The organism is Haloarcula sp. Atlit-47R, from assembly GCF_003665985.1.
Classification (GTDB): domain Archaea; phylum Halobacteriota; class Halobacteria; order Halobacteriales; family Haloarculaceae; genus Haloarcula; species Haloarcula taiwanensis.
The window spans coordinates 1,315,750-1,338,846 of sequence record NZ_QPLQ01000001.1 but is presented as its reverse complement, the minus strand read 5'-3'; the positions used below and the strand labels follow the sequence as shown (position 1 = coordinate 1,338,846).

At 65.7% G+C, this 23,097-nt stretch carries 26 protein-coding genes; 17 read left to right on the top strand and 9 right to left on the bottom strand.

Translation table 11 applies throughout. The features are described 5' to 3' along the window. Positions 1 to 151 precede the first annotated feature (151 nt). On the top strand, positions 152 to 604 hold the full coding sequence (locus DVK00_RS06985; protein WP_101348902.1) for a PaaI family thioesterase: 453 nt from the start codon (positions 152 to 154) through the stop codon (positions 602 to 604). Here the strand turns inward: DVK00_RS06985 and DVK00_RS06980 are convergent. Together DVK00_RS06980 and DVK00_RS06975 are read right to left on the bottom strand one after the other, a co-directional pair. Then, positions 601 to 2,505 carry a cation:proton antiporter gene (locus DVK00_RS06980; protein WP_101348901.1) on the bottom strand — a complete coding sequence of 635 codons (1,905 nt, stop codon included), beginning with the start codon at positions 2,503 to 2,505 and terminating at the stop codon, positions 601 to 603. The genes DVK00_RS06985 and DVK00_RS06980 overlap by 4 nt on opposite strands. Before the next feature lie 107 nt (positions 2,506 to 2,612). Then, positions 2,613 to 3,521: an MBL fold metallo-hydrolase gene (locus DVK00_RS06975; protein WP_121577483.1), complete on the bottom strand. Its 909-nt coding sequence runs from the start codon at positions 3,519 to 3,521 to the stop codon at positions 2,613 to 2,615. Between the two features lie 107 nt (positions 3,522 to 3,628). Between DVK00_RS06975 and DVK00_RS06970 the strand changes: the two genes are divergently transcribed. The 3 genes from DVK00_RS06970 (at position 3,629) to DVK00_RS06960 (ending at position 6,353) form a co-directional block, all read left to right on the top strand. Then, complete coding sequence (locus DVK00_RS06970; protein ID WP_101348899.1) at positions 3,629 to 4,072, top strand: universal stress protein; 444 nt, start codon at positions 3,629 to 3,631, stop codon at positions 4,070 to 4,072. Between the two features lie 76 nt (positions 4,073 to 4,148). Next, entirely contained in the window at positions 4,149 to 5,531 is a 1,383-nt protein-coding gene (gene serS, locus DVK00_RS06965; RefSeq protein WP_101348898.1) for a serine--tRNA ligase, read from the top strand. A gap of 111 nt (positions 5,532 to 5,642) precedes the next feature. Further along, positions 5,643 to 6,353, top strand: a complete 711-nt coding sequence (locus tag DVK00_RS06960) for a bifunctional 2-polyprenyl-6-hydroxyphenol methylase/3-demethylubiquinol 3-O-methyltransferase UbiG (RefSeq protein WP_101348897.1) — start codon at positions 5,643 to 5,645, stop codon at positions 6,351 to 6,353. Positions 6,354 to 6,379: 26 nt separating this feature from the next. Here DVK00_RS06960 and DVK00_RS06955 read toward each other — a convergent pair whose 3' ends face one another. Further along, a complete protein-coding gene (locus DVK00_RS06955; protein WP_101348896.1) occupies positions 6,380 to 6,760 on the bottom strand; it encodes a nuclear transport factor 2 family protein in 381 nt (126 codons plus the stop codon). Then, positions 6,757 to 8,403, bottom strand: a complete 1,647-nt coding sequence (locus DVK00_RS06950; protein WP_121536007.1) for a redoxin domain-containing protein — start codon at positions 8,401 to 8,403, stop codon at positions 6,757 to 6,759. The genes DVK00_RS06955 and DVK00_RS06950 overlap by 4 nt, the downstream gene beginning before the upstream one ends. An 87-nt stretch (positions 8,404 to 8,490) precedes the next feature. Between DVK00_RS06950 and DVK00_RS06945 the strand changes: the two genes are divergently transcribed. Continuing rightward, entirely contained in the window at positions 8,491 to 9,006 is a 516-nt protein-coding gene (locus tag DVK00_RS06945; RefSeq protein WP_101348894.1) for a DUF367 family protein, read from the top strand. Between the two features lie 169 nt (positions 9,007 to 9,175). On the opposite strand, the gene DVK00_RS06940 is transcribed toward DVK00_RS06945, so the two are convergent. Then, a complete protein-coding gene (locus DVK00_RS06940) occupies positions 9,176 to 10,249 on the bottom strand; it encodes a hypothetical protein (RefSeq protein WP_121577482.1) in 1,074 nt (357 codons plus the stop codon). Positions 10,250 to 10,447: 198 nt separating this feature from the next. Between DVK00_RS06940 and DVK00_RS06935 the strand changes: the two genes are divergently transcribed. Beyond that, on the top strand, positions 10,448 to 10,597 hold the full coding sequence (locus DVK00_RS06935; RefSeq protein WP_004515982.1) for a 50S ribosomal protein L40e: 150 nt from the start codon (positions 10,448 to 10,450) through the stop codon (positions 10,595 to 10,597). Between the two features lie 50 nt (positions 10,598 to 10,647). On the opposite strand, the gene DVK00_RS06930 is transcribed toward DVK00_RS06935, so the two are convergent. Together DVK00_RS06930 and DVK00_RS06925 are read right to left on the bottom strand one after the other, a co-directional pair. Further along, complete coding sequence (locus DVK00_RS06930; protein ID WP_101348892.1) at positions 10,648 to 11,553, bottom strand: hypothetical protein; 906 nt, start codon at positions 11,551 to 11,553, stop codon at positions 10,648 to 10,650. Positions 11,554 to 11,603: 50 nt separating this feature from the next. After that, positions 11,604 to 12,215, bottom strand: a complete 612-nt coding sequence (locus tag DVK00_RS06925; RefSeq protein ID WP_121536170.1) for an MBL fold metallo-hydrolase — start codon at positions 12,213 to 12,215, stop codon at positions 11,604 to 11,606. Between the two features lie 154 nt (positions 12,216 to 12,369). Between DVK00_RS06925 and DVK00_RS06920 the strand changes: the two genes are divergently transcribed. From DVK00_RS06920 to DVK00_RS06890, 7 genes are all read left to right on the top strand, one after another. Beyond that, a complete protein-coding gene (locus DVK00_RS06920; protein ID WP_004515979.1) occupies positions 12,370 to 12,555 on the top strand; it encodes a DUF5786 family protein in 186 nt (61 codons plus the stop codon). Beyond that, positions 12,552 to 13,103: a DUF99 family protein gene (locus DVK00_RS06915; protein WP_101348891.1), complete on the top strand. Its 552-nt coding sequence runs from the start codon at positions 12,552 to 12,554 to the stop codon at positions 13,101 to 13,103. Before DVK00_RS06920 ends, DVK00_RS06915 begins: the two co-directional genes overlap by 4 nt. 143 nt (positions 13,104 to 13,246) lie before the next feature. Next, positions 13,247 to 13,690, top strand: a complete 444-nt coding sequence (locus tag DVK00_RS06910) for a RidA family protein (RefSeq protein ID WP_101348890.1) — start codon at positions 13,247 to 13,249, stop codon at positions 13,688 to 13,690. Between the two features lie 75 nt (positions 13,691 to 13,765). Then, a complete protein-coding gene (locus tag DVK00_RS06905; RefSeq protein ID WP_101348889.1) occupies positions 13,766 to 14,353 on the top strand; it encodes a uracil-DNA glycosylase family protein in 588 nt (195 codons plus the stop codon). A gap of 55 nt (positions 14,354 to 14,408) precedes the next feature. Next, positions 14,409 to 15,056: an imidazole glycerol phosphate synthase subunit HisH gene (hisH, locus tag DVK00_RS06900; RefSeq protein WP_101348888.1), complete on the top strand. Its 648-nt coding sequence runs from the start codon at positions 14,409 to 14,411 to the stop codon at positions 15,054 to 15,056. A 23-nt stretch (positions 15,057 to 15,079) separates the two neighbouring features. Continuing rightward, the gene (locus DVK00_RS06895; RefSeq protein ID WP_101348887.1) at positions 15,080 to 15,925 is read left to right on the top strand and encodes an SDR family oxidoreductase; all 846 of its coding nucleotides are present in this window, start codon (positions 15,080 to 15,082) and stop codon (positions 15,923 to 15,925) included. Next, on the top strand, positions 15,922 to 16,656 hold the full coding sequence (locus DVK00_RS06890) for an acetoacetate decarboxylase family protein (protein ID WP_121577532.1): 735 nt from the start codon (positions 15,922 to 15,924) through the stop codon (positions 16,654 to 16,656). Before DVK00_RS06895 ends, DVK00_RS06890 begins: the two co-directional genes overlap by 4 nt. Positions 16,657 to 16,850: 194 nt before the next feature. Here the strand turns inward: DVK00_RS06890 and DVK00_RS06885 are convergent, their stop codons facing one another. Next, a complete protein-coding gene (locus DVK00_RS06885) occupies positions 16,851 to 17,204 on the bottom strand; it encodes a hypothetical protein (protein WP_101348886.1) in 354 nt (117 codons plus the stop codon). Between the two features lie 110 nt (positions 17,205 to 17,314). On the opposite strand from DVK00_RS06885, the gene DVK00_RS06880 reads away from it, so the two are divergent. The 3 genes from DVK00_RS06880 (at position 17,315) to DVK00_RS06870 (ending at position 21,046) form a co-directional block, all read left to right on the top strand. After that, the gene (locus DVK00_RS06880) at positions 17,315 to 18,997 is read left to right on the top strand and encodes a histidine kinase N-terminal 7TM domain-containing protein (RefSeq protein WP_121577481.1); all 1,683 of its coding nucleotides are present in this window, start codon (positions 17,315 to 17,317) and stop codon (positions 18,995 to 18,997) included. A 145-nt stretch (positions 18,998 to 19,142) separates the two neighbouring features. After that, on the top strand, positions 19,143 to 19,787 hold the full coding sequence (locus DVK00_RS06875) for a hypothetical protein (RefSeq protein WP_233560766.1): 645 nt from the start codon (positions 19,143 to 19,145) through the stop codon (positions 19,785 to 19,787). Between the two features lie 152 nt (positions 19,788 to 19,939). Continuing rightward, complete coding sequence (locus tag DVK00_RS06870; protein WP_121535992.1) at positions 19,940 to 21,046, top strand: tRNA (guanine(26)-N(2))-dimethyltransferase; 1,107 nt, start codon at positions 19,940 to 19,942, stop codon at positions 21,044 to 21,046. A gap of 58 nt (positions 21,047 to 21,104) precedes the next feature. Here the strand turns inward: DVK00_RS06870 and DVK00_RS06865 are convergent, their stop codons facing one another. Then, a complete protein-coding gene (locus tag DVK00_RS06865) occupies positions 21,105 to 21,521 on the bottom strand; it encodes a hypothetical protein (RefSeq protein WP_101348883.1) in 417 nt (138 codons plus the stop codon). Positions 21,522 to 21,614: 93 nt separating this feature from the next. Here DVK00_RS06865 and DVK00_RS06860 point away from each other — a divergent pair, with 93 nt between their 5' ends. Further along, on the top strand, positions 21,615 to 23,051 hold the full coding sequence (locus DVK00_RS06860; protein ID WP_121577480.1) for an MATE family efflux transporter: 1,437 nt from the start codon (positions 21,615 to 21,617) through the stop codon (positions 23,049 to 23,051). Positions 23,052 to 23,097 lie beyond the last annotated feature (46 nt).

Genomic DNA, 23,097 nt, shown 5'->3' with positions numbered 1-23,097 from the left:
CCTAAAATCATATTAGGTCATCAGGGGCCAAAGAGGGACAGTGATTGGGAGTAAACGACTGACAGCAGAGCGGATCCGGGTAAACGCCCACACCTGACCCGTTGTTGTCCGTTCTCGGAGGCTTATCAGACTCGATTCCGTGGGGACAGCTATGAGTCTCAAATCGATGTTCAACGACATCCCGTTTGTCAAGCAGTTAGGGATGGAGATCACGGCTGTCGATGACGGGTATGCGGCGGGCGAACTCCCGCTGGAGGACGGCCACTCCTCGAACCCCGAATCGATAATCGCACACGGTGGCGTCACGTACTCGCTCGTCGACACTGTCGGCGGGGCGGCCGTCGTCTCGCAATCCGGCACGGTCTCACCGACGGTCGACATGCGGATCGATTACCTCGCGCCGGCGACCGCCGATTTACGGACTGAGGCGGAGGTCATCCGAAGCGGCGGGAGCGTCTCCGTCGTCGACGCAGAAGTGTACGACACCGACGGCCATCACATCGCGAGCGCTCGCGGAACGTACAAAACTGACGGCGACCGCGGTGAGTCGCCGTGGACGGAAGGCGTCGACGAATCAGAGGTCACCCACCTGACCGACGACTAATCGCCACTGACCATCTTCATTCCGTCGCGCACGGACTCTCGGCGGCCCAGCAGCGTCACCATGTCGCCTTCTTCGAGGACGTAGTCGGCCGTGGGTACCTCGGCATTCTCGTGGAGGTCCCCGCTGACGAGCGCGACCAGACAGGCGTCGGGCAGCATCGGCCCGATCTCGCGGATCGGCTTGCCGATGAGTTCCCGGTTCTTGACCTCAACCTCCTGAACATCGCCGCTCCGACCGACATCAGTCATCCAGTGAGCGATAGCCGGGCGCTCGATCTGGTTGTCGATGGCCCATGCCGTCGCCATCGCCGAGGAGATGGTCCGGACGCCGAGGTCCTCGAAGGCTTCGACGTTGTCCGGATTGTTCGCGCGGGCTATCACTCGGTCGACGCTGAACTTCGAACTCGCCAGCTGAGACACCAGCAGATTCGCGTCGTCGTCACCGGTCGCCGCGACGACGGTCTTGGCGTTCTCGGCCCCGGCCGACCGCAACACGTCGGTGTCGGTGCCGTCGCCGATCTCGACGGCGTATCCCTCGTTTCGGGCTCGTTCGACGGTCTCTTCGTCCTGTTCGATGATGACGACGTTCTCGCCCCGGTCTTCGAGGCGTGCGGCGAGCGCTCGGCCCACCTGTCCGCCGCCGACGATGATGACTCGCATTGGTATCACATCCAGTTTTTCCGCAATGTAGCGCGCCAGTCCGCCCTCAAACAGGGCGGTCGCAAAAATAACGAGGAAGACGGTGCCCAGCAGGATATCCGCCTGCGTCCCCAGCAGTTCGGCCTGTGCCCCGGTGACCTCCTCGGCCGCGGCGTTCAGTTCAACGGCAAACAGCGTCGCGACGGACGCCGGAATAATACCGCGCGGCCCCACGAAGCTGACGAACAGCTTCTCGTTGGTCGTAAACCGGTCACCGACAGTCGAGACGAACACCAGCAGCGGGCGGATGAGCAGAGCGACCGCGAGGACGACGATGATGCCCGCTAGCCCGACATCAATGAGCGAGGCCAGTTCCAGTTGCGCCGCCAGGGCGATGAACACGAACGACAGCACCAGCAACGTGATGTCGCCTTTGAACTCCTCGATATCTTCCTCGTACGGGTGGTCGACGTTCCCGAGCGCCATCCCCGCCGTGGCGGCGGCGGCGACGCCGGCCTCGGTCGCTATCGTGTTCGCGCCCGCGTATGCGATGAGCGCCCCGGCGAGGACGAGCAGTCGGGAGTTCCGCGGTGCGTCACCGGGCGAGAGGTCGACGTACTGGAGGAGGTAGTACACCACGCCAGCGACGATGAGGCCAACCAGTAGCCCCGTCCCCAGTCGAAGGGCAAATCCCCGGAGGAGGTTCTCACTGGCGACGGCCGGATTGACCGTCTCGAAGATGACGACAGCGATGATGGCCGCGGTCACGTCGTTGACGATCCCTTCCGTCTCCAGCGCGGCGGCAACGCGGTCTCGAACCGGGACAACATCGAGAATCGGCGTGATGACCGTCGGCCCGGTCGCGACCAGCAACGCACCGATAAGGAACGCGAGGTTCCAGGAGACGGCCGCGGAACTGAACGCGAACTTGACGGCGATAGCGGTGCCGACGAGTGCGATAGCCGCACCGACGGTTACGAGCCTGAACGTGGCGGCCGGGGCCTCGCGCAGACGGTCAAATCGGAGGTGATAGGCCCCCTCGAAAACGATGATTGCGACTGCTAAGCCGACGATTGCCGACAGCGCCCCGCCAAAGGTACCATCACCGATGATGTCCAGTCCAGGCTGGCCGATGATGACACCCACCAGCAGGTAGAAGATGATACTGGGGACGCGCAGGCGTGCGGCGAGGACCTGTGCAAGGACGCCAAGTCCGATGATGCCGGCGACGAGCGGAATCAGTAGCCCCGAACTACCAGCCACAGTTGGCCTCCATCTGTCCGGGCTATCGCGTCGCCACCGTATAAGCGCATTCACTCACCGGCAGACGGGGGCACCATCACCCAGTTTCAGGCCCGTTATGACACTGACTATTCTTTCCGGTTATCGAGCGCCACGAGGACGCCGCGGACGTTCAGGCGCATCTCGGCGCGGCCCTTTCGCTCGCCCCAGGTATCGGTGTCGGCCCGCTCGACGAAGTAATCGATGACTGCCTCGTCGTCGTCCAGTTCCTCGCGTTTTCGCTCGACCTCGGCGACCCATTCAGGTAGTATCTCGGTGTATGTTTCCAGCTTATCGCCGGTTTCGACGGCACCGAAGTGGCCGAACATGAGGATGTCCGGGTCGAGGTCCTGTATCATCGCCACGTCGTCGAGCGCCTGGTCGAGCGTGAAGTTGACCGGCGGGGTCGTGACGTGCATCTCGTCGGTCGACGGGTTGTAGATGCCGGCGGCGTCGGCGGTGAACACACCGTCGATGGCAGGGTCGTAGAAGACGACCTGATGTGGCGCATGGCCCGGCGCGTGCAGAGTTTCGAGGGAGTGGTCACCCAGGTCGATCACGTCGCCGTCGGTTAGCGTCTCGATACGGTCTTCGGCGACCGGGACCGGCTTCCCGTAGAACTCGATCTGGTCACCGACGGCGTGTTTGGTCCCCTCCCAGAGCCGCTCGGGGTCGACGAGGTGGCGCTTGCCGGATTCGTGGACGTAGACCGTCGCGTTCGGGCAGTCCTCGGCGAGGTAGCCGGCCCCGCCAGCGTGGTCCAGATGGACGTGGGTCGCCGCAATGACTTCCAGGTCCTCAGGCGCGATGCCGACTGACTCCATGGCTGAAAGGATGTTCTCGTGTCGCGCACCGATACCAGTGTCGACCAGTGCCGGTCGCTCGGCGTCGATGATGTAGACGGAACCGTACTCGGCTACGTCGTACATCCCGGTGTCGACGTAGTGGACGTCCGTGCAGTCCCCGACCGTCACCTCGTAAACGTCACCGATTCCCATACAGTTCCTCGTGACCGGCGGGGGCAAAACCGTTGTGCTGCGGCTGTCCTGACAACTGGTAGTTAGGAAGGGCAAAGCCATTTACCCGGACTCAGAAACACCACTGTATGTACGACGCCGTACTCGTTCCGACCGACGGCTCCGACGGGTCTGCCACTGCAGCCGAACACGCCATCGACCTCGCACAGCGCCACGACGCGAGTCTGCACGCGCTACACGTCCTCGAAACCGAACAGGTAGTCGACCAGATTCCCGACTTCGAGGACAGCAGCATCTACGACCGCCTCGCCGACGCTGGGCAGCAGGCTGTCGACGACCTGCGTGCACAGGCCGAAGACGCCGGTATCGACGCAGTGACGACAGCGGTTGAACAGGGCGTGCCCCACGAGGAAGTCGTGGCGTACGTCGAGCGCCACGACATCGACATCATCGTAATGGCGACGGAGGGCCGGACCGGACCGTCCCGGGAACTCATCGGCAGCGTTACCGAGTCGGTCGTTCGGGCCTCGCCGGTCCCGGTACTTGCGACCAAGGTCGGCGGCGAGTCGTAGCGGGACGGGCCGACAGCCGGGGTCGCTCTGCCGCGGGACCGACACGACTAATTTCTGCCGTCGAGAACCGTCGGCCATGTTATCGAGACAGTTCGTCCGGGAGAACCCCGAGACGGTTCGTGACGCTATCGAGCGGAAGGGCGTCACGGGCGTCGACCTCGACGAAATCCTCGAAATAGACGAGGAGTGGCGGGAACTGAAAGCCGAAGGCGACGGTCTGCGACAGGAACGCAACGAAGTGTCGAGCAAAATCGGCCAGCTCAAACAGGAGGGCAAGGACGAGGAGGCACAGGAGGCCATCGACCGCTCGCAGGAACTCAAAGACGAACTGCAGGATATCGAGGAGCGGGCCGACGAACTTGAGTCCCAGTTGGAAGACGCCCTGCTTGAACTGCCGAACATCCCTCACGAGTCAGTCCCGACCGGCGAGGACGAGGCAGACAACGTCGAGCGCTACCGCGAGGGATTCGACGACCTGCGGGACCTGCCCGACGAGGTCGTCCCGCATTACGACCTCGGCGAGGAGCTGGACCTGCTCGACTTCGAGCGTGGCGCGAAGGTGTCCGGCGGCGGCTACCAGTTCGTCAAGGGCGAGGGCGCGCGCCTAGAGCACGCGCTCGTCCAGTTCATGCTCGATGTCCACCGCGAGCAGGAGTACGTCGACGTACTCCCGCCGATTCCCGTCAACTCCGATTCGATGGAAGGGACCGGCCAGCTCCCCAAATTTGCCGAGGACGCCTACCGCGTCGGAGCCAGACAGGACGACGACTACGACAGCGACGACCTGTGGCTGCTCCCGACAGCGGAGGTACCGGTCACCAACATGTACCGCGGCGAGATTCTACTGGACGACGACCTCCCGGTCAAACATCAGGCGTTCTCACCGAACTTCCGCCGTGAGGCCGGCGAACACGGGACCGAGACGCGAGGATACGTCCGCGTCCACCAGTTCCACAAGGTCGAACTCGTCAACTTCGTCCGCCCGGAGAACAGCTACGACCGGCTTGAGAGCCTGCTTGACGAGGCTGCCGAAGTGCTCGACCGCCTCGAACTCCCCTACCGCGTCCTCGACATGTGTACCGGCGATATGGGCTTTACGCAGGCCAAGAAGTACGATATCGAGGTGTGGGCTCCCGGCGACGACATGGAGGACGGTCCCGACCGCGGTGGCCGCTGGCTCGAGGTCTCCTCGGTATCGAACTTCGAGGACTTCCAGGCGCGCCGCGCCGGCCTGCGGTACCGCCCCGAGCGCCACGAGTCCGCCGACTACCTCCACACGCTGAACGGGTCCGGACTGGCCGTGCCCCGCGTCCTTGTCGCCATCATGGAGTACTACCAGAACGACGACGGGACCATCACTGTGCCCGAACCCCTCCGCCCGTACATGGGCGGTCAGGAAGTCATCGAAGGCTCCGAGAAAATCGGCGAGAGCGCCGTCGGAGCGGGCGAGAAAGAGTAGGCTGCCGCGGTCCGTTGCACTCGGCCGGTCTCCCGCTTTCTCGTACGGGGCGTGTTACACGGAGCCATATTTCAATACAGTATTACATTCGTTCGCCGGCACTGCCGAAGTATGCCGGACGACGCTTTCGGGCAGATGGTACTGGACTTCCACCGCGGGGACCTCGCCGAACGGCCCCGCTATCGCCGCGACGACGACGATGTGACCGAGGCACATCTGGCAGGCTACTTCGAGCGGCCGTCGGAATGGCATCCTATCGAGCGGGATCTGTTCTCGGACGTGACGGGACGTGTCCTCGACGCCGGCTGTGGCGTCGGCCGGCACACGCTCCCACTGCAGGAGCGCGGCCACAGCGTGCTGGCGGTCGATCGGAGTCCGGGAGCCGTCACTGTCGCCCGCGAGTGCGGGGTCACGGATGCAGTGGTCGGCGGCCTTCGACAGCCACCCGGTGACGGGTTCGATACCGTCGTCGCCCTGGGCAAGCAACTCGGCCTCGGCAGTTCGCTGGCCGACCTCCGGACGACGCTCACCGAACTGGCGGCGGTGACGCGGCCCGGTGGTCGTCTCGTTGCCGACATGGATACACTCGACCGGGCAGACCCGGAGACTGACGCGGCCCACCTCGTCCAGCCCGGTGTCGCCTACCGGACCTTCCGCGTCGAGTACGACGGGCTGGCCGGCCCGTGGACCGACCTGTTGGTGGTCACGCCGTCAGGGTTCCGCGACGCGGTCAGCGAGACCCCGTGGACCGTGGACGCGCTCGTCGGAACCGAAGCCGACGGGTCGATGTACGGCGTTCGGCTGTCGCTACCGGGAGGGTGAACTAATAACGCCGCGAGCGGGCAGCATCAGCGCGTGTACGTCTCGATGCGCTCGATGTCGCCCCCGGCGAAGGTGAACACGTCGACGAACCCGACGATACGCTCACCGTCAGCATCGAGTAGGCGACCGCGAGCGATGACTTCCGCCGTCGCCGTGTCGTCGCCGTCTATCGACTCGGCCGCGCTGTCTTTCTGCCGACAGTAGAGGCCGTCCAGCGGATGCGTGGTGTCCATCTGGGGCCGTCCCTCACGCATGAACTGTACGAACTGGTCCCGGCCGTCGATGGTCCGGTCGGGGCGGTCGTGGACGAACGACGGGGTGAGCAGCGAGGCCAACTGGTCGTAGTCGTCGCCGTCGATGGCGTCGTAGTAGGCCCGTGTCCGCCGAAGAAGCGCGGGTCGCATCACAGGTCTGCTTCGTGGTCGTCAGGCGTGTCTCTATCGCTCTCCGCATCGGACGGCTCGTCAGCTGCGTCCGGGACAGCATCGTCAGTGTGTCCCGGTTCGGCTGCTTCTCCCGTGTCGCCGTCGTCGCCCGTCGGGTCGGCTAGGTCCAGCTCAACTGCGTCGTCGGTCTCCGTCCCTGAGGCGGTGGCGGCGTCCGGCGACGAGCCGGCGGTCGACTGCTCGCCGTCCGGCGCATCCTGTGTGGGAGCGTCGTCCCCGCGACCGACTGTGTCTGGAGGCGCTTCGACCATCGCGGTCGGGGTCTCGTCCAGCGGCTCCGTCGGCTCGTTCTCGGCGTCGCTGGCGGCCAGTTCGGCCTGAATCTCCTCGATATCGGTGTCATCAACGTCCGAAAGCTCACCGTCCCCGTCCGGCGGCGACACCGACTCCGGCGGGCCGTCGTCGGCCGACGAAGCATCAGATTCCGCCGCTGTCGACTGGTCCGCAAGAGCGGTCGCGTCGCTGGTCGAAGTCTCCGCCGAATTCGGTGGCTGGTCAGCTGTCCCCGCCGTCGTCTCCTCGGCTGCTTCTATCGTCGGCCCATCGGCACCATCTCGCGTGTCATCGGCCGCATCGGCGTCCTCAGGCGGCGGCGCTGTCTCAGACAGTTCGCGGTCCGTCTGTTCGACTTCCTCGTCGATATCTACGTCGAGCGAAGTATCCACAGCCGTCTCGTCCTGTGTGAGGAAGGCTGGTCGGTCGTCGTCTGCCTCTGTTTCCAGCGTCTCCACATCTGGCGGCCACGGACCGTCAGGGTCCGGGGGTTCCTCGTAGCCGCGGGCGGTTTCAAGCGGCCGCTCCGCGTCGTCGCGGAGTTGCTGGCCCTCGGCACCGTTCCCGCTAGAGTAGGCACGGGCGGCCTGTGTGAGCCAGTCGCTGGCCTGCCACAGCGAGTTCGCCTTCGTCTTTGCGTCCTCGTAAATCGGTCTCAGAGACTCGTCGTCGACGAACCGAACAGCGGTGTCGAAGTGGTCTTCGGCGTCGGCGAACTCGTCGCGTGCCTGCTGGAAGTCGCCCTGTGCGACCATCCACTCCGATTCGCCGAAGGCACTCATCGCCGACGTGAATGCGCGCCGCCCCTCCGTGTAGTGGGCGTGGCCGACGCGGTAGCGGGCGAACGCAGTGTCGTCACCGCCGGTGTCCGCGATAGCGTCTTTGATTTCTCCGACACGGGGAAGTGCCTGAAGGTCGTCGGTACTCCAGGCGTACTGCACGTCGCCGTCGTGGTCGATGACGACAACGGCGCGCTCGATGAGCTGCTGGCCGATATCGTCGATAAAGTCGAGTCCGTACTCGCGGGCGACCTCGTGGTCAGTGTCGGACAGCAGCGGAATTTTCAGGCCGTAGCGGTCGGCAAAAGCCCGGTGGCTGTACACCGAATCCGGGCTGATCCCCAGAATAGTCACGTCTTTCTGCATCGTAAAGAGGTCGAGTTCGTCCAGATCACAGGACGTCTCGTCACAGGCCGGATTGAAATCCGCCGGATAGAACACGAGGATGACGACATCCTCGCCGAGATAGTCTGCCAGTCCGACTCGCTGGCAGTCGCCATCAACGAGCGCCGGTAGTTCGAACAGTGGTGCCGCTGTCCCCTCTGAAAGCACACGTTGTACAACTGAGGCCGGCTATAACAGTGTTTGCACACTATCGCAGAGCGAGGCGTTTTTATCGGCCACGGTGGTACCGTTCGTGTGGAACTGCACGTCCGGTATGAGGGTGACGACGACCCCGACAAATGTAGCGCGCGGAAGCTGGCCCGAATGGACGAGGCCGAACTCCACCGCGCGACGCGGTCGACGCCGCCCGGAATCGTGCTCAACCCCTTCGCCGAGCAGGCGCTGTCCCCGGCCGACCGGCCGACCGCCGGCGACGGCGCTCGCCACAGCCGCCTGGTCGCGCTCGATTGCTCCTGGGAGACCGCCGAACGGGAGGCGTTCGACCTCGAGGGGATACACCGCTCGCTCCCGTTTCTCGTCGCCGGCAATCCGGTCAACTACGGGACGGCCTTCCAGCTCAATACCGTCGAAGCGTTCGCCGGCGCACTCGTCATTCTCGGGGAGCGCGACCACGCCGAACGGATTCTGTCGACGTTCTCCTGGGGCCACACGTTTCTGGAACTGAACGAGGAGCCGCTGGGACGGTACGCGAACTGCGAGGATTCGAGCGACGTCATCGACGTACAGGACGACTACCTCGCCGAGGAGTAGTCACTGTGGCGTTGCTGGCTTTTCGAGGAGCGGCGCATCACAGTGTGGACAGGCCTGCCGTGCGTGTGCCTCCAGCACGTCGTCGATGCGTTCTCCGCAGACTTGACACCGCATAACAATAGTTAGTATGCGTACAATAATGTAACTTCGGCTTCATATCTAAGGTCGCCTACGAGAACCCGGTCCCGATTCCGGCCGGCTCGTCAGGTGGCGTAAGTGGACTCGTCGGTAGGTCCGCATTCGGCTCGGGGTCGTTGTATCCGCCGGGCGCGACGTCGTTCGGCCCGTCAGGGTAACACAGCGACGCCAGCGCCTGTATGTGGTCGCGGCCGACGCCGAGTTCGAACTGGCCGCCGCCGTACAGGTCGATGCCGTGTTCCTCGCAGTAGTCGATGGTCGCAAGCACCGACTCGACGGTCCCGCAACGGGACGGTTTCATGTTGAGCCACTCCGGTTCGAACGGCAGCGCCTCGATGCTCTCGACGCCGGTGATAGGCACGTCCCAGGTGACGCGCGCCTCTTGTCCGTCGAAAACCGGCCGAGTCGCGTCGGTCAGGTCGGGGTCCTCAATCAGCGCGTCCGGGAGGCCGTCGACGACGCGGCGGTAGAACTCGGGGTCTGCCTCTACGTCGACATCCGTCCCCTCGTACAGCCCTTTCAGGTCCAGCACCCGAACGTCGTAGTCCGTCAGCTCGTCAATGAGGGCGTCGCTCCAGGACGGCGTGGGGTCGAGTTTGAACGAAAGGTCGCCGTAACGCTTACACAGCATCGCCAGTCTGTCAGCCGTCGGTGGCGTGTCGTCGTCCGCGTTCGAGAGCCGCGTCGAGACGACGAAGTTCACCGGGTTGTACTGCCGTCCGAGCGCCGACCCGAGGTCCGTGTCGGCCTGCTTCAGGGCCAGGTCGAGCGCCGCGCTCTCGAACCCCCAGCGCCGGTAGTGACGGAAGCGCTCCTCGTCTGGGGGTTCGGGCCACAGGTCGGCCTCGGCCAGCGCCGTCGAAAAGGAATCGACGGTGTACTCGCCGACCAGCGGGAAGTCCGCGCCCTGCAACGCGTCGGCATCCTGCAGTGCATCGTGGGCCTCTGTCGTGTACGTCACGTCCTCCCCACTGCCGGTTTTCCCCGCGCCGGAGAGTCGGATACCGGTCGTCACCCGGTCGAATCCGCTGGACGTCGCCCGTTCTCGGCGCTCGAACGCACAGCGCTCGACGGTGACCGGGAAGTCTGCGACCTGCTCGTACATACCCCGGCTTCGCCGCTTGGGCATCTAAAGCCAGCGACGACTGGCGGTGACCGCCTGTGTTCAGACAGCCAGAAGTGCCATCCGGTGCCTGTCTGTGCAGCCGAGACGGGAGACGGTCCGGCTCTCGGTGTCGTTTCACGCGGATTGGACCCGACCCGAAACTCAAAGCTTAAACGCGCGCACCGGAAATAATCGCGCATGGCTAGCTTCGAGACAGCGTCCGATCGACTCCTCAACAAGCAGATCTGCATGCGGTGTAACGCTCGGAACCCAGAGCGCGCCCAACAGTGCCGGAAGTGTGGCTACGGCAACCTGCGTCCGAAGGCGAAAGAAACCCGCAGCGCCTAATTTTCGGATCAGTTGCCGCCGGTATCCGGTGGCACTTCGTCGGCAGCTCGCTACCGGTCAGTTGGGTCTTTGTCCACTGCCTGCCGGTTGAGCGTCGCCAGGCGAACCGATGCGTGTGAGACAATGAGTTCCAGCAGTTTTGTGTCTTCTTCGCCGACAGTCGTCTCGTCTGTCGTCACTGAGAGAACGACTGTCGTCGTGTCCGCGTCGTCCAGAACCACCGCCGACACGCAATCGGTGACTGACTCGGGGAAGTCGACGGCGAACGGCCGGTCGTGAACGGTGACCTCGCCCTGTTGCTGTGTCCGGACTTCCCGTGCGAGCGAGCCGACGGCGTCGACCGGCACGGTTCGAATCGTGTTCGCGAGCGCCACCGCATCGCCGTCCCTGAGCCGGATGACGGCCGTCTCCTCCATGCCGGTCATCGTGCCGAAGGCCTCGACGACGAAGGCAGCGACGCCGTCGACGCTGGGGGCGCTGGCGATGGCGCGTCCGTAGTTGTTCACGTCGGCCGCCTTCCCGGCGAACGCCTCAATGCGGTCGCGCTCGGCCGCCAGTTCGCGGAGCCGACTGCGGCTCCGGGCGTCGTACAGACCGACAAGAACACCGGCCAGCGCGCCAACGGTAACGAGATCGACCGTTACGTACGACGCCCGGGCGAGTGAGCCGGAGGTCACGCGCTGGCTGAACAACAGCAGCGCCGCCACAGCGGCGAACGTCACAGTTCCGCCGGCGGCCCACGCGGCCACCCGGGACGCTGCCCCCTCGAACGTTGTGTCGCGAGCGAGCCAGACGCCCGCGTACGCTATCGCCAGCCCCATCGCCGCAAAGGGGAGCGCATCTACCGCGACCGCCACTGGAATCCGGGTCTGCTGGACCGCGTGAAGCACCTGGATGGCGGCCAGTACAACGCCGGAAAGCGCCAGGGCCGCCCCCGTCAGAAGTCGCTGGTTCATGGTGTCGAATATCGGCCCGCCCACGAGAGCGTTGTGCCGGTTTCGGGTGGTCACTCGTCGGGATACTTCGGCTCGCGGCGCTCGGCCCGTTCGAGGGCGCGCTCGACGACCTCGCGGACATCGCCGTGGAAGACGCCGCCGTGACCCGAGTACATGTGTTCGACGCCGGCAGGCATGCGGTCGAGGAGGGTCTCGATGCTTTCGATGAGGCGCTCGCGGGACTGACCGGGGCGGTCCGTGCGGCCGAAGGAGCCGTCGCCGAACGCGCCGTCGTCGTGAACAACCACGTCACCGGAAAACAGGGACGACTCGGAGACGAGCGAGACGTGGTCGTCGGCGTGGCCCGGCGTGTAGATGACCTCACACTCCTCGTCGCCGACGGTGAGCGTGTCGCCGTCGGCGAGTGCGTGGTCCCGGCGTGGATGGGAGCCGTAGGCGTACAGCGGCACGTCGAAGGCGTCGAGGACGGCGTCGAGCTGCTGGACGTGGTCGCCGTGCTGGTGGGTCAAGACGACGGCGTCGAGCGTATCGACGTGCTCGCGGATGACGTCGACGACGCCGCGCATCGCGCCGGCGTCGACCAGCGTCGTCTGCTCGCCGGTCGCGAGATAGGCGTTGCAGGTGAACGTCTCGGCCTCGGCGGTGACGTTGTGAACGTCCATACACGAACCCTGTGGCGCGGCCCGCTTGAGTGTACTGTCCCGGCTGCCGGTCGCCACAGCGTCTCCAAGAGCGACGCCCCGTCGTATTAATTCACTTATACGATTGGATCGGCGAGTGATTTTTTACTGTGAACGTCATAGTTGTACACGTACCATGGGGTTCGGGAGCTACGACGAATCGGAACAAGACAATCAGGAGTACGACACAGACTTCGAGGACGAGGACGGCCTCGATGCTGAAGAAAACGCCCACGAGGGCGACATCGAATACGAGTTCACCGCGTCGAACGACGAACTACTCGACAGACTGGAAGACATCAAAGACAACCAGAACACGTGAAATCAGGGGCACGGGCCCTCGGCGTTGCGGAGTCGTACCGAGCGGAAACCAGTCAGTTCGCTGGCGCTGTCGTCCGCGCCAGTAGAGTGACTGACGGCTTTGTTTTCAGCACTGCCACGGTCGGTGGGAGCGACGCGACCGAGACGGTGTGTGCGATGGTTGACCGACTGGACCGGGAGGACATCCGCTACCTGCTGGTGGCGGGTATCGCGCCGGCGTGGTTCAACATACTTGACCTCCAACAGATTCACGGCCACACCGACCTGCCAGTCGTCTCTGTCACTTTCGAGTCCTCGCCGGGGCTGGAAGGGGCCATCCGCGAGGCGTTCGACGACTCCGATGTCGTACAGGACCGGCTGGCGACCTACCGCGCCCAGCCGGAGCGCCGACCGGTGACGGTGAACGACGAGACAGTGTACGTCCGGAGCGTCGGCCTTAGCGACAGTGCCGCCGCCGACGTCGTCCGCGCGTTCACGCCTGAGGGCGGCCGTCCGGAACCGCTCCGTGTCGCCCGACTGGCGGCGCGGGGCCTGGTCGAGATGGCGTGACGCTGCCGGTGACTGGCTTACCTATCGCTAACGCGTTCTCAGAAAGTGGAGGAAAAGGCTATCTGCCCTGTTCAGACTCAGGCAATTCTTTAGCTATTACTAAACTCACACTGATTGTACGGCACGGTGTACGTAGGATCACGATGGCCGAAAGCAGAACGCGCACGAGGAAGACCGTCGAATCGGTAGAGCGGAACGAACAGCGCAACGTCGACAGTACCGTCACCCGGTACGAAAGCGACCAGCCGACGGACCGCAGCGTCTACGGGACGCGCCGGCAGGACAGCCAGCTCGTGTTCTTCGACGGGCAGACCCCCGACAGGGAGACGGCCCGGAGCGGCGGCGTTCGGGAGCAGACACGTGACGCGCTCGACCGGGTTCGGACCATGGCGGCCGAGTCCGGCCTCGAACCGGACGACCTGCTGCGCACGACCGTGTACCTCGCCGAGATGGACGAGCTACCGGCAGTCAAGCGGGCGTACGCGGAGTTCTTCGACGGACAGCGACCGTCACGGACCGTCGTCGGCGTTTCAAGCCTGCCGAACGACGCGGCGGTGCAGATCGAAGCAACGGGTGTGAAACGGTAATCGGTACCGGCGGCCTCGTCGGCGACCGCGCGGCGGACCGCTGCGTTTGAGAGTCCCCAGTGCAAACGGCAGCGCATGGAGCAGATGGACGGCCTCAACGTCGTCGGCTGTGAGCGCTGTGATGACCTCTGTCACTCGCGCTCGCGCATCGTCAACGGTGTCGGCCCCGCGGATGCGGATCTGTTGTTCGTCGGGGAGGCTCCCGGCGCGAACGAGGACGAACAGGGCGAGCCGTTCGTCGGTCGCAGCGGCGACGTGCTGGACGATGGGCTACGCGATGCCGGCCTTGACCGCGACGACGTTCGCATCACGAACTGCGTGCGGTGTCGCCCGCCGGACAACCGCGACCCGCGGGCGGGCGAACTGGCGAACTGCCGGGAGTACCTGGAAACCGAGATCGACCGTGTTGACCCGGCGGTCGTGGTCACGCTCGGGAAAGTCCCGGCCGAGCACCTGCTGGAGCGGGACGTGGCCGTCACGGGCGAAGCGGGCGACGTGTTCGACGTGGCCATCGCCGGTCAGCCACGACGCATCCTCGTCTCGGTCCATCCGGCGGCGACGCTGTACGACCCGAGCCAGAAGGAGACGTTCGAGGCGGCGCTGGAAACCGCCGCGGAGTTCACCGACGCTCGGAGCGGACAGTCGCGGCTCGGCGAGTTCTGAGTCCAGCCTTGCGCGAACAGGAAATCACTTACCCTCCGTTCGCCTACGACGACGTATGAGTGTCAGACAGACGACCGCGGACGTGGTCGTCGTCGATTACGGACTGGGGAACCTCCGGAGCGTCACGCGCGGCCTCGAACGCGCCGGCGCGGACGTGACCCTCTCAGAGGACCCCGCGGAGTTCGACGCGGCCGACGGCATCGTTCTGCCCGGCGTCGGGGCCTTCTCCGAAGGGATGGACAACGCCGGCCCGTTCCGCGAGGCGCTGGTCGAACAGGCCGAGGCCGGAAAGCCCCTGTTCGGGATCTGTCTCGGGATGCAGATGCTCCTGACGACAAGCGAGGAGGCCGACCACGAAGGGCAGGGCGACGCCGAGGGGCTCGACCTCATCCCCGGACAGAACGTCCGGTTCAGCCGCGACCAGACCGTCCCGCACATGGGCTGGAACGAACTCGACGTGACGCGGGACCACCCGCTCGTCGAGGGCGTGGATGGGGAGCACGCCTACTTCGTCCACTCCTACTACGCCGTCCCGGACGACGAGAACGCGACGGTGGCGACGACGGACTACGGGACGGATTTCGCCTCCATCGTCGCCAACGACGCCGGCAACGTCTTCGGCACGCAGTTCCACCCGGAGAAGTCGGGCGAGACCGGGCTTCGTATCCTCCAGAACTACGTCGACTACTGTCTCGAACACTGAGTCCGGGAAGTCGATTTCTTCGTATGTCTACGGATGACGCTGTCGTGCTTCTCACCGGTGCGGCGTCGGGCATCGGTGCCGCGACGGCGCAGGCGTTCGCCGACGACGGCTGGACGGTCTACGCGACAGACATCGAAAGCGCGTTTCCGGCAGCTATCCGCGAACGCTGTCGCTGTCTCGAACTCGACGTGACCGACGACGAACAGATAGCGACTGTTGTTGACCAAATCAGCACGGAGACCGGCCGGCTCGACTGTCTGGTGAACAACGCCGGCTACGGGGTCGCCGGCCCGGTCGAGGACGTGGCCAGCGACGACGTTCGCGAGCAGTTCGACGTGCTGGTCCACGGCCCACATCGACTCGCACAGGCAGTGCTCCCGGAACTGCGCGAACACGGCGGGCGCATCGTCACCGTCTCCAGCGTGCTGGGCCACACCGCCTCACCCGGGCTGGGCGCATACTCGGCCGGGAAGGCCGCCATCGAGTCGCTCTCTGACGCGCTCCGGATAGAGGTCGCCGGGGAAGACGATGTCCACGTCTCGCTCGTCGAGCCGGCGTGGGTCGAGACCGGCTTCGCCGAGGGCGCGCTGGGGAGCCTGACCGAGGCGGACCGGACACCGACCTACGACCGGACCTACGACGCGCTGGAGGACGGATGGGTGCTCACCGGCGGGCCGCTGGCGACGACGCCGGAGGCCGTCGCCGCGACGGTGCTGGCCGCGGCGACCGACGACCCACCGAAGGCCCGCTACCCCGTCGGGGCCTTCGCTACGTTCGTCCGGTGGACTCACTGGCTCCCGGCGCGACTGCAGGACCCGATTCACCGCGGGTTCGGCCGCGTGAGCGCGGCGCTGGGGCGGTGGCTGTGACGCGACTCGCCGACGGCGACCGGGTCCGGCTCTCGACGGGCCACGAGGTGACGCTCCCGCTGGTCACCGAGGCGACGGTCGCCGGCGCGGTGCTGCCGGCGCGATACGACGTTGCGGCGTCGCTGTTGCCCGAGGGACTGACGCCGGTTCGGGCGACGGCCCGGAGAGCCGCGGTCGTGCTCCTCTGTGTCGAGTACCACCGCATCGGCGACGACGCGATGTCCCCATACGACGAGTTCGCGGTGGCCATCGCGGCGACGCCGGACGGGCGGCGGCCGCCGTTGCTCCCCCTGCTGACCCGCGCGGCCGGGGCCTACGTCTGGTCGCTCCCGGTAACGACCGAACCCGCACGCGCCCTCGGCGACGAAATCTGGGGCTACCCGAAGACAGTCGCCGACATCGACCACCGCGACGACGCGACCGGCCGCGAGACGACGGTCGTCGAAGACGGCGACCGCGTGGCGACGGTGAGAATCGACTGGCCCCGAACCTGGAAGCGCCGGGAGCGGATAGCGAGCTACGCGGTCCGGGAGGGGCGACTCGAACGGACGCCCGTCGCGTTCCAGGGGAAACTGGGGGCCGCGCCGCTGAGCGGGCGCGTCGCCGTGGCTCCGGGCGACCACGAGCGGGCCGACACGCTCCGCGCGCTGGACCTCGGCACCCGGTCAGTGCTCCGGTTCTCGCTGGACGGGCGGATTACGTACGGCGCTGGGCGGGCGGTAGAGCGGTAGCGGGGGGTAGCAGGAGCGGAGCAGTGCGGTAGCAGGGTGGTGCGGAAGCCGTACCACAGGCGTACCGCGCCTCCGGCGCGGTTTCCCCGGACTCGCCGCGGTGCGGCGAGTCCGGCCTTTTTCGCCCACGTTTTTGTACGGGGGTTGAGCGCTCGCCAGCGGCGAGCGCGAGGCCCCCGTCGAAAAAGGTGGGTCTACAGAAACTCCCGAACCTCGGAGTACCACATATCGTGCTCGTCGACGGCGTCGATGGCCTCGGCGACGCGGACGGCGATGGCGTGCCAGCAGAGCTGGTCGGGGTCCTCGGCGTCGAGGTTGTACTCGCTGTCGGCGCAGGTACAGCCGCCGTCCTCGACGATGTACTCGTCGTCGTGGCCGACGACGACGGTGAAATCCCGGTACTGCTTGACCCGGCTCTCGCCGACGGCCTCGATGGCCTGGTGGCCGCGGTCGCCGTGGACGTCGACGATAGCCGACACTGCGTCGGGGGTCAGCTCCCCGGCGGCTTCGAGGTCGGCCACCCACTCCTCGACTCCGGTCACAGCCATGCTACGGAAAGGGGTGACAAAACGGCGTCGGCTTCAGGAGCCCGGCGGGGAGTTATCAATGCTTGTACTGTGCCCAGAAGGGTAAACACGGAGCGGCGGCTTCGTCCGGCATGGACCTCCCGTGGCTGGCGCTTGGCTCGTTCGCCTCGGGACTCGGGTCTGTGTATCTACTGACACGCCTCCGGGCCCACTGGGGCAAGCCCGGCGCGCAGTGGTTCGTCGCCACCATCGTCACGCAGACGGTCTGGTGTTTCGCCTACGGCGCGGCGCTGCTCGTGTTCGACCCGACCCTTCGCCTCGCGCTGGAGATGGTCGCCTGGCTGGGCATCATCTGGATAGGCTTCTGTTTCCTCTCCTTTGCGCTGGGATACACCGGCCGGACGACCGTCCTGGAGAGCTGGTGGTATCGGGCTGTGGCAGCGCTCCCGCTGGCCGGCACGGCGCTCGTCGTCACGAACCCGCTCCATACCGTGGTCTGGCAGGGGTTCCGTGTCGTACCGGCTGCCGGCGGCGCGGGGGCCGAGTACGCCGTCCTGCCGGTCGGGCTGCTCACGATTATCGTCGCGATGCTGTTCGTCAGTTTCGGGACCCTGCTGGTGTTCGATACGGTCGTCAGCTACGGCCCGCTGTACCGGCGCGAGGCGCTGGCGGTCGGACTGAGTCCGATACCGCCCGGCGCTGCGGTGTTGCTGTGGGCCGGCGGCGTCGGGCCGGTGCCGGCGGTGAACCTGACGACGCTCATGTTCCTGCCCCACGTCGCCCTGGACCTGTACGCGTTCGTCCGCAGCGACATGTTCGAGTTCCACCCGGCGACCCGCCGGGCCGGCGAACGGGCGGCCATCCACGACATCGCCACGCCGGTCGCCATCGTCGACGGGCAGGGCCGCGTGGTGAACCTCAACCCCGCCGCCGAGCGGATGCTCGCCGTCGACAAGCACGAGACACTGACGGAGCCGCTGAACGACTTTCTCGGCGACGACGACATCGCGACCGACGGCGGGAGTTCACGGGTGTCCGTTGAGGCCGGTGGTCGACACCGCGAGTTCAAAGTCCAACAGACAGCGCTCCGGGACGAGGCGGGCACCCAGTTGGGCTACACGGTCGTCTTTCAGGACATCACCGACGAAATCCGCCGCGAGCGCCGCCTCGAAGTGCTCAACCGTTTTCTCAGACACAACGTCCGCAACGAAAGCGTCGTCATCCAGGCTCGGGCGGAACTGCTGGCGTCGGAGCTCAACGGCGAACAGGCCGACCACGCGACGACCATCGAGCGGTCGGTCACGCGCCTGGTCGAGTCCGGCCAGAAGGCCCGCACCCTCGCGGAAGCCGGGGCTGGCGACGCGGCCCCCGAACCCGTCGTGCTGGCCGACCTCGCCGCCGAGGTCGTGGCGGCCGCCCGCGAGGAGTACGGCGGCTCGGTCGCCGTGGAGATACCGGACGACCTCCGGCTGACGACCCAGCCCGCCCTGTTAGAGATTCTGCTCGCCAACCTCGTCGAGAACGCCCTCCAGCACGTCCCGGACGCCGCCGTCACCGTCGGCGCAACAATCGAGGGCGACGACGTGGTGGTGACAGTCAGCGACGACGGTCCCGGGGTGCCGGACCACGAACTCGGCGTGCTGGAGCGGGGCCGCGAGACGGACCTGAACCACGGCAGCGGCATCGGCCTCTGGCTCGTCCGCTGGACGACCACGACGCTTGAGGGGGACCTCGACTTCGACACGAGCGACGGGACGACGGCGACCGTGCGGCTGCCACAGGAGCGGACGGCCACCGAAGCGGCGAGACAGTGAGAGTCGTGGAGACGGCCCGCTGACTGTGTGGTGTGGATTACACAGCCGGTATTCTCAGTGAGGATGCGTACGCGTTAAATTCTGAGAACGATACACAAATCTCGCTCACAAAACATATTATACAAGACAGATAACGTCGGCAGGCATGCGTCGAAGACGCTACCTGTTAGCCACCTCCAGCCTCCTCGGACTCGCCGGTTGCTCAGGTACCGGTAGCAATCCGATCGAGACAACTGCAGAAACGGACACTGAGACTACTGACCAAAAACCGACTGAAGGTACTGAGATAACAAGAGATCAACTCAGTGGTCACGTTCGGCCAACAGATGGTCCTTGGGAGCCGGTTGAAGAACTCTCGTGTGAGAAGAGCAATTTCACTCGCCATCCGCCAAGGTATGACGATATTTCCTGGGGAGATACTGAAAACGTATCTCTACGGGTTAATGATACGGCGTTTGAATACGGTGACACAGCTCAAATCACGTTGACAAACACATCTAATAGCACCGTCAGTCTAGGGCTTAAACACGATTACCAGTTCGAGCTTCTCACTGAAGATGGATGGCAAGATGTTCGTGGTAAAACTGGGGATGATGACTTTGAATACATAGATCTGGCTACTGAGAATCCGCCCGGGAAGGTATTTGAATGGTCGCTCCGCCTGACCGAAGAGGGGGTTGTTCCTGACGAGAAAGATTTTATTGTGTGTCCTGAACTCGTCTCCGGTCGATATCGGTTCGTATATCCGGCACTTGAACAGGTAGCAGTGGCATTCGACCTCCAGAAGTAGGCTGTTCTGCGCGTGTCTGTGAAACACATTGGTGACTGTACCGACCGTTCATCGAGAACCACAACAGGGCTGTGAACGGTTCTATGACACCCCGTGGCAGAGACGAAACCGAGGTCCGAACGACTTAACGGCGCACGCACGGACCGGGGAGTATGCGCGTCAGTGAGGGCCGAGTGAGCGTCACGGTGCCGGAACAGCCCGACGCCGGGAAGGGCGCGGACGTGTTCTTCAACCCCGTTCAGGAGCTGAACCGCGACATCACCGTGGCGGCGCTGCGGGCCTACCGCGAGCGAACCCCCCGCGTGTCGACGTATCTGGACGCCACCGCCGCCAGCGGCATCCGGGGCGTCCGCGCCGCGGCCAACGACTGGGAGACGACGCTGTGTGACATCGACGACGACGCGACGGCGCTGTGCGAGGAGAACCTCGCTCGCAACGACCTCGCGGCCTCGGTCCGGCGGTCGGACGCGAACGTCCTCATGCACTCGGAGGCCTTCGACGTGGTCGACGTGGACCCGTTCGGGACGCCCATTCCCTTCGCCGACGCGGCCGTCCAGGGGACCAAGCACCTCCTCTGTGTGACGGCCACCGACACCGCGCCGCTGTGTGGGGCCCACTTCGAGAGCGGCGTCCGGTCGTACGGCGCGGTGCCGCGAAACACCGAGTTCCACGCCGAGATGGGGATGCGCGTCCTCCTGTCGGCGATGGTCCGCACCGCCGCCCGGTACGACATCGCCGCCCGGCCGATTCTCAGCCACGCGACGAAACACTACGCCCGGACCTATCTTGAGTTCGACCACGGGGCGAAAGTGGCCAACGACTGCATCGACGAACTCGGCTACGTCCACCACTGCCAGCACTGCCTCTGGCGCGACCACGACCGCGGCCTCATCGCCGACGCGCCCGACGCCTGCCCGGTCTGTGGCGAACACCTCCAGACTGCCGGCCCCATCTGGCTCGGCCGGACCTGCGAGCCCGAGTTCGCCGACGCCGTCGCCGACCACGCGACCGAGGAGATGGGCACCGCCGACGAGGCGACGGACCTGCTGGCGACGCTGTCGGCCGAACTCGACACGCCGACCCACTACGACCAGCACCGCCTCTGCAAGCGCTGGGGCCGCGGCGCGGAGGCGATGGACACCTTCATCGAGAAACTGCGCGACGCCGGCTACGAGGCCTCACGCACGCACTACGGCGGGACGACGTTCAAAACGGACGCCGACGTAGTGGAAATCCGCGAGGCGACGGCGGAGTCGTAGAATCGGGAATCGGGGACAGTGCCACAGATTGCGACAGAAATGTGCGTTGAAGCGATGCCTACCGACCGTTCGCCCGCCCGACGCTCTCCCGGACCGCAGCGACGAAATCGTAGCCGAGCAGGTACACCGGGCGCAGGAAGTAGTTCGCCATGCCCGCGAGACCGAGCAGCCCGCCAATGGCCTGTACCTCTCCGGGTGTGGCCGACAGGCGGACGAGCAGCGCCAGCGCCGTAACGAGCGGCGCGAGCCACAGCGACCGGGCGATACCGCCTACATCGACACCAGCCACGGGACCGAACCGGTCCGCGTCCGGACGGGCAACAAACAGAACAGCCGTCAGTACCAGCAGCCCCACGACAATCGGCAGGGACGCACCGATGCCGGCAACGCCGAAGCCGATAGCCAGCGCGGCCGCGACGAGCAACAGGACGGTTACCTGCATCGTCCCGTGCCGGATGGCCGCTTCCGTATCCATATCCGGTCGTTGCAGCGGCGCTGTATAAACCCTGTGAGGGCGGCGTCGCTTTCTTAACACCTTTCGGAGTCGACCGCAAAGCAGTGGCGAGACGTGCCCTTCACGTTCAATCCGGTCCGTGGCGTCCTACTGCTCGTCGGCAGTCTGCTCGCACGATACGACCTCGTCGAGCACGAGCGGGTCCGCCGGGCGACGGACCTGTCCTGGCCCCGAATCGTCACCGGGCTCGCACGGATGTCGAAGTCAACGGTCGACGTGGCGATGGTGGGGCTGGCGCTCGGACCGACCGCCATCGCCGGCGTCGGCTTCGCCGCGCCGTTCTGGGAACTGGTGTTCGCGCTGGGCGCAGGTGTTGCCGGCGGGACAATCGGCATGGTGTCACAGCGGTACGGGGCCGACGCCGACGGGGAACTGGCGGTCACCGTCACGACCAGCGCCGCTGTCGTGCTTGGGCTGACACTCCCGCTGGCGGCGGCGTACTGGGTCGTCCCCGGACTACTCGTCGACCGCGTTGGAACGGGGTCCGAAGCCGTCGGGTACGGGGTCCAGTACCTGCGTATTATCGCCCTCGGTGTCCCCTTCGCCGCACTGAATCTTATCGGCAGCCGGACGCTGGTCGGGGCCGACGACGCCTGGACGCCGATGCTGTTGCGGGCCGGCGGCGCAGTCGTCAACATCGCGCTGAACGCCGTCTTCATCTTCGGGTTCGGCCTCGGCGTCGTCGGTGCGGCGCTTGGCACGGTCATCGCGAACGTGCTGGTCACGGTCGGGTTCGCGGTGGGGCTAGCTCGCGGTGGCCTGCCGATCATCGGCGCGTTTCCGGTCCGGGTTCCGGTGTCGCGCCCGTTCCTCGACCGACGACTGGGGCGGGACCTCGCGGAAACTGGAACGCCGCTGGTCGGGGCCAACCTCGCGCGGACCGGTGCGCAGTTCCCGCGGCTGTTCATCGTCGGCCTGTTCGGACCGGGCGTGGTGTCGGCCTACGTCGTGGCGCTTCGCGTCCGGGCGCTGCTCGATACGCCGAACTGGGGCCTGAGTCTCGCGTCCAGTAGCCTGGTCGGGCAGGCGCTGGGCGACGGGAACGAGGCCGAGGCGAGCGTCTGGGCACAGACGGTGCTCCGGCTGAGTATCGGGGTGTACATCGTCGTCGCAGCGACACTGCTCCCGTTCTCACGGGGCATCGCCCGCCTGTTCGTCTCGGACCCCGCGGTGCTCCCGCTGGTGACGGTGTTCGTCGCCGTCGCGTGTGGCAGTGTCGTGTTCCGGGGCGTCGACGGCGGCGCAATCGGACCGCTCCGTGCCAGCGGCGACACGCGCTGGCCGTTTTACTCACAGCTGGCCGGGATGTACCTGTTCGCCCTCCCGCTTGCGTATCTCGGCTACGTCACGCCGCTGGGCACGCTTGCGCTGTACGCCTCGCTGGTGTTCGAGACGGCGGTTCCCGCGGCTGTGACCTACTATCGGTTCCACTCGGGGACGTGGCGGACCGTGAGCCGATCCTACCGGCCCGACGCGGCGCTCGACGACTGACATCAATCAGTCGACAGTATATTTGTAGCCCCACTCCGACATGCTC